Raw genomic sequence first — 9,031 nt, forward strand, 5'->3', positions numbered from 1 at the left:
GGTACCCAATGATCAGCTTATTATTATAGGAGAAACGAAAAAGGAGACAAATCATTTTGAAAAAAGAATACTGGCTTATCATCATCGCCTACATAATCATGCAGTTTTCAAGCTTTATCGGCGTTCCATTCATTTCATTAATGGGAGAGGCTTTAGGAATCAGTCAGAGAAAATTGCAAATATATTCAGTATCCATTTGGCTTGTTATCAGCTTCGCCGTTACTTTAGTGATTGTTTTATTCTTATTAAGAAAGGAAATGCTACACTATAATAGAAACAAACCTTTGGCACCTGTAAGCAACTCGATTTTATGGGCAGTTGGAGGTGTATTTTTAGCCCTTTTCGCTCAAGGAATTGCAGCAAGAATTGAAAGCCTCCTCGGCATCGAAATGGGTTCAGAAAATACGCAGCAAATCATCCATTTAATCAATACTTACCCGATTGTTATTCTTGTCACTTCCATCATTGGACCGATGTTGGAGGAAATTGTTTTTCGAAAAATCATTTTCGGTTCCCTACATAAACGATTTAATTTCCTGATATCGGCACTAATTAGTTCCATTATTTTTGCTTTAGCACATGGAGAGCCTGAGCACATCCTTTTATATTCAGCAATGGGTTTTACCTTTGCATTTCTTTATGTCAAAACAAATCGCATTCTTGTACCGATGTTTGCTCATGTGGCGATGAATACATTTGTGGTTTTAGTTCAATCCATTTATAAGAATGACCTCGAAAGAATGATACATGATGCGGAAAAAATTCAAGGTTTTATCGGAGGACTTTAAATGAGGCAATCACCCCTTTATTCCGGGATCTTATATATATTCTTGGGGATATTATTCATCTTTTTTGCTATTCAAAATATCCAAGAAGATGGACAGTGGCGGTTTTTCACTTACCTGCTCGTAATATTAGCCACCTTTGATTTAGGATCAGGCATTAGAATGATCTCCTTTCACTTTAAAATTAAAAAAATTCAAAATCGAAAATAATAAAAAGCGGCTTATTTTATGAAGACGATTCATTAAAAATAAGCCGCTTTTCTTTAGTCTTGTTTCCCATTTGGGTAATGTTTCAAAAAATAGACTAATGATTGCAGTTCTACTGCTAAATCGATATGATGAATACGAATGGAAGAAGGTACTGTTAACCTGGCAGGAGTAAAGTTAAGAATTCCCTTTACATTCACTTTTGCCAAACGATCCGTGATCGATTGTGCAACAGGTGCTGGAATCGTTAAGATGACAACTTGAATGTCTTCGTCTACCAAAACCTTCTCTAAATCATCCATATGATAGACAGGGATATCCCCAATTTTCGTTCCAACCTTGGACGAATCAACATCAAAGGCTACTTCAATTTTCGTATTGTTATTTTTCAAAAAATTGTAATTTAAAAACGCCGTACCTAAATTACCCACCCCAATTAAGGCAACCTTTGTTAATTCATCCTGATCCAAGGTTTTACGAAAAAAGGATAGAAGATAATTGACGTTGTAGCCATAACCTTTTTTCCCTAATGCACCAAAATAGGAAAAATCCCGGCGAATCGTCGCAGAATCCACCTTCACCGCTTCGCTGAGTTCTGAAGAAGAGACTCTTTGCTTGCCAGATGAGTGTAGGTTTTTTAGAAACCGATAATATAACGGCAATCTTTTCGCAGTCGCTTGTGGGATTTTCATCGTACCATTACTCACTTCTTTTCCCCCCAATCATTTAAATTTTCTCTTTTCTTTTGTAGTCGCCACTCTTTCCACCAGATTTCTCAAGTAAATAAGTCTCTCCAATTATCATCCCTTTATCTAAGGCTTTGCACATGTCATATACGGTTAAGGCACACACAGATGCGGCTGTTAACGCTTCCATTTCTACACCTGTATTTCCCTTCGTTTTCACTGTGGCAATCATAACAAGCCTATAATTTTCTTCAGCTTCCTCTTCCCAGTGAAAAGCAATATCGACACCTGTTAATGGTATTGGATGACACATTGGGATGATTTCCCATGTTTTTTTGCAGGCCATTATCCCTGCTACTTGAGCAACTGCGAGAACATCACCTTTCTTGATTTGATTATTCGTAATCCCATTATAGATTTCTTGATTGACTATAATACTTGACTGCGCTTTGGCAATACGAATTGTTTCGGGCTTATCCCCTACATCCACCATTTTGGCTCTGCCTTCTTCATTAAAATGGGTAAATTTCAAAATATCAACACCTCACTTAGAATGATACACTATTTTTTCCCTACTGTGTATTAACATTGTACATTTATTCACAAATATTGATGAACATTGACGAATACGTTACACTATCTCTAGATGCAGGGGTGAAAGAGATGATTTTATTACAAGTTAATGGGTTAACTAAATATTACGGAGCTGACCTTATTTTATCGAATATAAAGCTTGAAGTCCAAACGCGCGACCGCATTGCCTTAGTAGGCCGAAACGGCGCGGGTAAATCAACATTATTAAAAATGATTGCTGGAAAAATGTCCTATGATGCTGGCGAAGTGATAAAGCCAAAGGACGTTTCCATTGGCTATTTAGCACAAAATACTGGGCTAGAATCAGAATTATCAATTTGGGATGAGATGCTGACTGTTTTTCAACAGGTAAGAGATTTAGAACAAGATCTTCGAAGATTAGAGGAAAAAATGGCAAATCCCGCTATTTATGATAACAATACAGAATATGAACGAATCATAAAAGAATATGATACACTCCAAGTGAAATTTAAAGAAATGGGAGGTTATCAGTATGAGGCCGATATCCGCTCTATCTTACATGGGTTGAATTTCCAAACCTTTGATTATTCCACCAAAATTGCCAGTCTTAGCGGCGGACAGAAGACACGTTTAGCTCTTGGGAAGCTTCTCCTTACAAAACCCGATATCTTAATCTTGGACGAGCCTACCAACCATTTAGATATTGAAACCCTGTCTTGGCTTGAACAGTATCTGCAAAGCTATGATGGTGCAATATTAATTGTTTCACATGATCGCTACTTCCTAGATAAAGTAGTGAACCAAGTATATGAGATTTCGCGAAAACATATTAGTAAGTTTAAAGGAAATTATAGCGCTTATTTGGATCAAAAAGCGGAGAATTTCGAAAGAGACATGAAGCTTTATGAAAAACAGCAGGACGAGATTACAAAACTTCAGGAATTTATACAACGAAATCTTGCTCGCGCCTCGACAACTAAGAGAGCTCAAAGCAGACGAAAAATGCTTGATCGCATGGAAGTCATGGACCGGCCTTTAGGGGATGAAAAATCAGCCTCTTTTGGTTTTGACATTGAAAAGCAAAGTGGAAATGAAGTCCTAAATATGCATTCCTTATCAGTAGGCTACCATTCGGAAAAGGTATCAGAGAATATCTCCTTCCGTATCACAAGAGGAGAGAGCATTGCCCTTGTGGGTCCAAATGGAATTGGAAAATCCACACTTCTCAAAACGATTGTGAAAAAACTTTCTCCTATCTCTGGAGAAATTCATTACGGTTCTAATGTATTTATTAGCTATTACGATCAAGAGCAAGCTAACCTAACTTCGAATAAAAGGGTCCTTAATGAACTTTGGGATGATTATCCGAATAAAAATGAAAAGGACATCCGTACAGTACTCGGCAACTTTCTTTTTACTGGGGACGATGTCTTAAAAACGGTTTCCACTCTAAGTGGCGGAGAAAAAGCTAGACTCTCCCTAGCTAAATTAATGATGCAAAAAGGAAATTTCTTAATTTTGGACGAACCAACCAACCATTTGGATTTAGATAGCAAGGAAGTGTTAGAAAATGCCCTTGTGGATTATCCTGGAACAATCCTTTTTGTTTCACATGACCGATATTTTATCAACCGCATTGCCACAAAGGTCTTAGAGCTTGATGCAGGTGGTGCAACGGAATACTTAGGCGACTATGATTATTACCTTGAAAAAAAACAAGAGCAAGAGGAACTAATGGCTTTAGAGCAACTTGAACAAACAAAAAATGACTCCTCTACAGCTACTCCATTAGAAAAAAATAGTTATCAACAGGATAAAGAAGCGAAAAAATTAGAACGCCAACGTAAAAGACGTTTAGAAGAAATCGAAAAAAGGATTGAAGAATTAGAGAGCTTCCTTAGCCAAAATGAAGAACTTTTATGCGATCCCGAGATTTACCAAGATCACGAAAAGGTACTCGCGATCCATAAAGAGAATGAAACCTATCAAGCTGAGCTTGATTCTCTTATGGAGCAATGGACTGAACTAGTTGAAGATGAATAATATCCACAATAAAAGGTCTAACGTCTTAATATCACGTTAGACCTTTTCCACAATTTTATGCACAAACAAAATCTCTTTATAAAGCTATCAACAGCAGTTTTCCACATTATCCACAAACAAATATCATCTTATCCACATTTTCCACAGGATATATCAAATTTTTTATAGTTATCCACAGAATCAGCCCTTCTAAAGGATTGTGAAAAAACTGAGCCTGTGAATTCAATCAAACGTTTGTTTAACTTTTTCTCTCTCAATATACTTCAATCAAACGTTTGTTTAATTTCTTCATCCTCAATATTGTTCAATCAAACGTTTGTTTAATTATTGATTAATATAAAAGGACTGACACTCTTTTAAAGAATCAGTCCCCTCCTTATTAATTATTATAAATGGTAATTTCTAATCCAGGATTGGCATTTAAGGATAAATCTGAACGAATTCCTTTTTGATAAAGCACGCTACCAACAGCTGCAATCATAGCTGCATTATCTGTACAAAGTGATAAAGGAGGAATCACTAATTCAACATCGGTTAATGACTGAAATGCCTCCTCCAATTTTGCTCGCAATCCTTTATTTGCTGCAACACCACCAGCTAAAAGAACCTGCTTCACTTGGTACTTTTTCGTAGCTCTGACTGCTTTTGTCACCAATACATCGATGACACTCTCCTGAAAACTAGCCGCAAGATCCTCAGGCTTAATAATCTCTCCACGTTGATCAGCATTATGCACAGTATTAATCACAGCTGATTTTAATCCACTGAAACTAAAATCGTAAGAATCTTTTTCTAACCAAGCCCTTGGCAAATCAATGGTTGGCCTTCCTTCATGAGCTAAACGATCAATATGAGGACCACCTGGATATGGCATATTCAATACTCTTGCCACCTTATCATAAGCTTCACCTGCAGCATCATCCCGCGTCTCACCAATCACTTCAAAATGACCATGTTCTTTCATATATACAAGCTCCGTATGCCCGCCAGACACGACAAGAGCAATTAATGGAAAGGTAAATTCCTTTATTAGCCGATTCGCATAAATATGTCCAGCAATATGATGAACACCAATTAATGGTTTCTGATGGGCAAATGCAAGAGCTTTTGCTGCATTTACACCAATAAGGAGTGCCCCAACCAATCCTGGTCCTTCTGTTACCGCAATCCCATCTATTTCTTCCATAGTCATATTGGCCTGATTCAATGCCTCTTCTAAAACAATCGTAATCTGCTCAACATGATGGCGCGATGCGATTTCAGGGACGACTCCACCAAAACGCTTATGACTTTCTATTTGTGAAGCCACAACATTTGCGACAATTTCTCTTCCATTTTTAATAATCGCTACTGCTGTTTCATCACAGCTTGATTCAATTCCTAATATATATACGTCTTTTTCCATTATAAATTCACCCACATCACTAATGCATCCTCATGATTATCAGTATAATAGCTCTTGCGAATCGCTCCATCCATAAATCCCAGCTTCCGATATAAGGACTGGGCAATCATATTTGAAACGCGCACTTCAAGTGTCATCGTCACAGCCCCATGTGCACTTGCGAATTCCATCGTCTTTCTCATCAATGCCTCGCCAATCTTTTGGCCACGATACTCAGGAAGTACAGCAACATTTGTTATATGTGCTTCATCCACTACAAGCCACATACCGCAATAACCTACAATTTGCTCATTCACTTCAACCACAATGTAGACAGCATACTGATTTCTGGTCATCTCATTGACAAAGGCTTCCCGACTCCAAGGTAGAGTAAATGAAGCATGTTCGATTTTCAAAATATGATCAATATCATGTTCTGTCATCAATCTGAATTTGGCCATTTCCCGTCGTCCCAGTTTCATAAGTTCTTCTCTACTTGCTTCTTTTTTAACCAATTGGCTTCCGCCTCTGCTAAACGAATATAATTGGGGACAAACGTATGAATATCCTCCCCTTCTCGATTCACTCCTAGAAAAGCAAGCTCTGCAGGTCTAGGGTTATACTCTGTTTTTGCAGCAAAAAAAGCTTGTCTTCCTAAAATCTCTTCTAATGTCTTTCTATGTAAAGGTAAATCATTCCCAACAAACAAAACCTTGCGAGATTCTGACTTCAAACTTTCGGCCCACTCTTTTGATAAAAGAATTTGATCATCTCTAATTGTTTCAAGTGAATCTTCCTTATATTGATATAAACCAGTATATACCTGACCTCTTCTTGCATCAATTAATGGTGAAACCACGCCATCAAAATACCTGCCAACAGATGCTGCCATAACCTCAATACTTGATATTCCCACTAAAGGAATTTTTAATGACCATGCCAATGTTTTCGCAATCGTTACCCCAATTCTTACCCCAGTATAAGAACCAGGACCCTTAGCAACAATAATCTTGCTTAGCTGATCCGAGGTAATATCACATTCCTTCATGAGTAATTCAATAGCTGGCATGATTCGTACGGAGTGATTTTTTTTGATATTCGTAATGTGTTCACCAATTACTTTTTCTTCATCAATTAAGGCGATACCTAATACACTGGAAGAAGTATCAATAGCTAATATTTTATTCATGAAAATATCTCCTTACAAATTTGTTCATACCTTTCACCAACAGGCTTGAACTCCAAAATCCTAGCACCGTTTTCCCCATGGAACAAATGAATCAATAATAACGAATCAGGTAACTGATCCTGTATCATATGCGCCCATTCAATAACGGTAACCCCGTCGCCTTCAAAATACTCATCAAATCCCAAGTCCTCATCTGCATTTTCAAGGCGATAAACATCCATATGATAAAGAGGCAAGGAACCTTTATACTCTTTGATAATGGTAAAAGTAGGGCTATTCACATTTCTACGAATTCCAAGTCCCTCAGCAATTCCCTTTGTAAAAGTTGTTTTACCTGCGCCTAAATCTCCTTCCAGAGCTATAACATCTCCAGACTGCAATTTCTGCGCAAGTTTATATGCAATTTCCATCGTTTTCTCCGGCTTATCAGAAACTATTTTATAATGTATCATTATCGTAATCACCTTTGTTTATTTGAAAGTGAAGCTTGTATATAAAGAAATCTGGCCAATTGGCGATCCTTCAAGTAAAGGCAGAGGCCGTAGTTCCCCGAAAAAGGGAAAGTGCTGTTTTCGGTTGCGAAGCGTTGCTTGGATGCTTCCCTTGTGCCCTTATATTTTACAACCAAACTTGGTCATAAGTCGATCTCCATCACTGCTGCCGATATACTAAAGTATAAAAAAACCTTAGGAATGATCCTAAGGATACTATTCTAATATGTAGTTTACATGATTTTGCCTCTTGTAGCAAAAGGCTATCCGAATGAGTATAAAAAAAAGACGAAACAGAGTTTCGTTTTTGTAATTTAGTATCCATTAATATCCTGTATCATTTGCTCAATTTAGATGCACATTTTGAACTGCTCAAGTATTACAAATCCTTTATCATCTGAGAGTATGGAAAATCCTTGAGCCCTATGCTCTTATAAAGAGATATCGCCTTTTTATTACTATTTTCCACTTCAAGACGGATACGCTTTACATTATTACACAAATTGCTTTTTAAATACGAGAAGAATTCATGTCCTAATCCGCAACAACGATACTTAGGCATCACGTAAAGTTCTTCAATCCACAAAACCATACCGCCTGCCTCCTGAGAAAAGGTCTTTGCCAAAAGCGCATAACCTGCTTTATTGCTTTCATATTCCATAATATATCCTGACACATAATTATCCGACCGCATTAACTCATCAAATGTATTGATAAAATGTTTTTGAGGCACATTGTGATTTACAGCATCTGAGGAATAAAAATTCTTTGCCATATCCAAATAAAACGATTTATCTTCTTTTCTGATTTTTCTTATCAATATGATCCTCCATATTCTAATGCATCATATAGCTAATCTTATAGTACATAAAACCAAAAATCCACGTGCAGGTTCAAATCCTGACACATGGATTTTTTTGTTGACGGTCCGGACGGGACTCGAACCCGCGACCTCCTGCGTGACAGGCAGGCATTCTAACCAACTGAACTACCGGACCAATGCGATTGCGGAGGCAGGATTTGAACCTGCGACCTTCGGGTTATGAGCCCGACGAGCTACCAGACTGCTCCACCCCGCGATAATAGTATTATATGCAAATTATTTTATGCATTTCTTTTCCGCAGTGTATGACCGCCCTGATTTCAGTATGCTTATTCAAGATGCTGTTCAATCAGTGCGCTGACGTGGATTCGATGAAGTTTATTCAGCGTGCTCCACCCCGCGATAATAATATATGATTTTTGCAAAAAAATATAGGCCTGGCGGGCGTCCTACTCTCACAGGGGGAGAGCCCCCAACTACCATCGGCGCTGAGAAGCTTAACTTCCGTGTTCGGTATGGGAACGGGTGTGACCTTCTCGCTATCGCCACCAGACTTGTATTCACTTGAGAGTTTGTTCTCTCAAAACTAGATAATGTTCAAGAAGAAGAAAGAAATCCATGTAATCAAATTGTCTAGCTCCGGCTCCTAGCTTCTCGGCCGTTTCGATCCATCCCTACAAATCCAAAACCGGGATTTGCAGCGCTGGCTCTCCAACGTCTGTCGAAGCTGAACAGTCGCCTCCGCTTTTCTAGTTTGGTTAAGTCCTCGATCGATTAGTATTTGTCAGCTCCACGTGTCGCCACGCTTCCACCTCAAACCTATCTACCTGATCATCTTTCAGGGATCTTACTAGCTTGCGCTATGGGA

10 protein-coding genes, 2 tRNA genes and 2 rRNA genes are annotated in these 9,031 nt (G+C 38.2%); 3 read left to right on the top strand and 11 right to left on the bottom strand.

Annotated elements, in window-relative coordinates:
* Positions 1 to 56 precede the first annotated feature (56 nt).
* Both ACE38V_RS16935 and ACE38V_RS16940 read left to right on the top strand, forming a co-directional pair.
* Positions 57 to 788 carry a CPBP family intramembrane glutamic endopeptidase gene (locus tag ACE38V_RS16935; protein WP_375843055.1) on the top strand — a complete coding sequence of 244 codons (732 nt, stop codon included), beginning with the start codon at positions 57 to 59 and terminating at the stop codon, positions 786 to 788.
* Positions 789 to 995 carry a YdiK family protein gene (locus ACE38V_RS16940; protein ID WP_375843057.1) on the top strand — a complete coding sequence of 69 codons (207 nt, stop codon included), beginning with the start codon at positions 789 to 791 and terminating at the stop codon, positions 993 to 995. It begins immediately after the preceding gene.
* A 53-nt stretch (positions 996 to 1,048) separates the two neighbouring features.
* On the opposite strand, the gene ACE38V_RS16945 is transcribed toward ACE38V_RS16940, so the two are convergent.
* Together ACE38V_RS16945 and moaC are read right to left on the bottom strand one after the other, a co-directional pair.
* Positions 1,049 to 1,699: a redox-sensing transcriptional repressor Rex gene (locus ACE38V_RS16945; protein WP_375843059.1), complete on the bottom strand. Its 651-nt coding sequence runs from the start codon at positions 1,697 to 1,699 to the stop codon at positions 1,049 to 1,051.
* A gap of 19 nt (positions 1,700 to 1,718) precedes the next feature.
* Positions 1,719 to 2,213 carry a cyclic pyranopterin monophosphate synthase MoaC gene (moaC, locus tag ACE38V_RS16950; protein ID WP_375843077.1) on the bottom strand — a complete coding sequence of 165 codons (495 nt, stop codon included), beginning with the start codon at positions 2,211 to 2,213 and terminating at the stop codon, positions 1,719 to 1,721.
* 128 nt (positions 2,214 to 2,341) lie between these two features.
* On the opposite strand from moaC, the gene ACE38V_RS16955 reads away from it, so the two are divergent.
* Positions 2,342 to 4,276: an ABC transporter ATP-binding protein gene (locus ACE38V_RS16955; RefSeq protein WP_375843061.1), complete on the top strand. Its 1,935-nt coding sequence runs from the start codon at positions 2,342 to 2,344 to the stop codon at positions 4,274 to 4,276.
* Positions 4,277 to 4,655: 379 nt separating this feature from the next.
* Here ACE38V_RS16955 and tsaD read toward each other — a convergent pair whose 3' ends face one another.
* From tsaD to ACE38V_RS17000, 9 genes are all read right to left on the bottom strand, one after another.
* The gene (gene tsaD / locus ACE38V_RS16960) at positions 4,656 to 5,681 is read right to left on the bottom strand and encodes a tRNA (adenosine(37)-N6)-threonylcarbamoyltransferase complex transferase subunit TsaD (protein ID WP_375843063.1); all 1,026 of its coding nucleotides are present in this window, start codon (positions 5,679 to 5,681) and stop codon (positions 4,656 to 4,658) included.
* A complete protein-coding gene (gene rimI / locus ACE38V_RS16965; protein WP_375843078.1) occupies positions 5,681 to 6,121 on the bottom strand; it encodes a ribosomal protein S18-alanine N-acetyltransferase in 441 nt (146 codons plus the stop codon). Before rimI ends, tsaD begins: the two co-directional genes overlap by 1 nt.
* A 17-nt stretch (positions 6,122 to 6,138) precedes the next feature.
* Positions 6,139 to 6,849: a tRNA (adenosine(37)-N6)-threonylcarbamoyltransferase complex dimerization subunit type 1 TsaB gene (tsaB, locus tag ACE38V_RS16970; RefSeq protein ID WP_375843065.1), complete on the bottom strand. Its 711-nt coding sequence runs from the start codon at positions 6,847 to 6,849 to the stop codon at positions 6,139 to 6,141.
* Positions 6,846 to 7,301 (bottom strand): tRNA (adenosine(37)-N6)-threonylcarbamoyltransferase complex ATPase subunit type 1 TsaE, encoded by a 456-nt coding sequence (tsaE, locus tag ACE38V_RS16975; protein ID WP_375843067.1) that lies wholly within the window; start codon positions 7,299 to 7,301, stop codon positions 6,846 to 6,848. Before tsaE ends, tsaB begins: the two co-directional genes overlap by 4 nt.
* A 418-nt stretch (positions 7,302 to 7,719) precedes the next feature.
* Positions 7,720 to 8,160, bottom strand: a complete 441-nt coding sequence (locus tag ACE38V_RS16980) for a GNAT family N-acetyltransferase (protein WP_375843069.1) — start codon at positions 8,158 to 8,160, stop codon at positions 7,720 to 7,722.
* Between the two features lie 104 nt (positions 8,161 to 8,264).
* Positions 8,265 to 8,338 (bottom strand) — tRNA-Asp (locus ACE38V_RS16985).
* A gap of 7 nt (positions 8,339 to 8,345) precedes the next feature.
* A tRNA-Met gene (locus tag ACE38V_RS16990) sits at positions 8,346 to 8,419 on the bottom strand.
* A 179-nt stretch (positions 8,420 to 8,598) separates the two neighbouring features.
* Positions 8,599 to 8,716: ribosomal RNA gene (gene rrf, locus ACE38V_RS16995) — 5S ribosomal RNA — on the bottom strand.
* Between the two features lie 201 nt (positions 8,717 to 8,917).
* A 23S ribosomal RNA gene (locus ACE38V_RS17000) occupies positions 8,918 to 9,031 on the bottom strand; the annotation flags it as partial.

Origin of the sequence: Cytobacillus sp. Hz8 (assembly GCF_042263505.1) — a bacterium.
GTDB lineage: Bacteria > Bacillota > Bacilli > Bacillales > Cytobacillaceae > Bacillus_BE.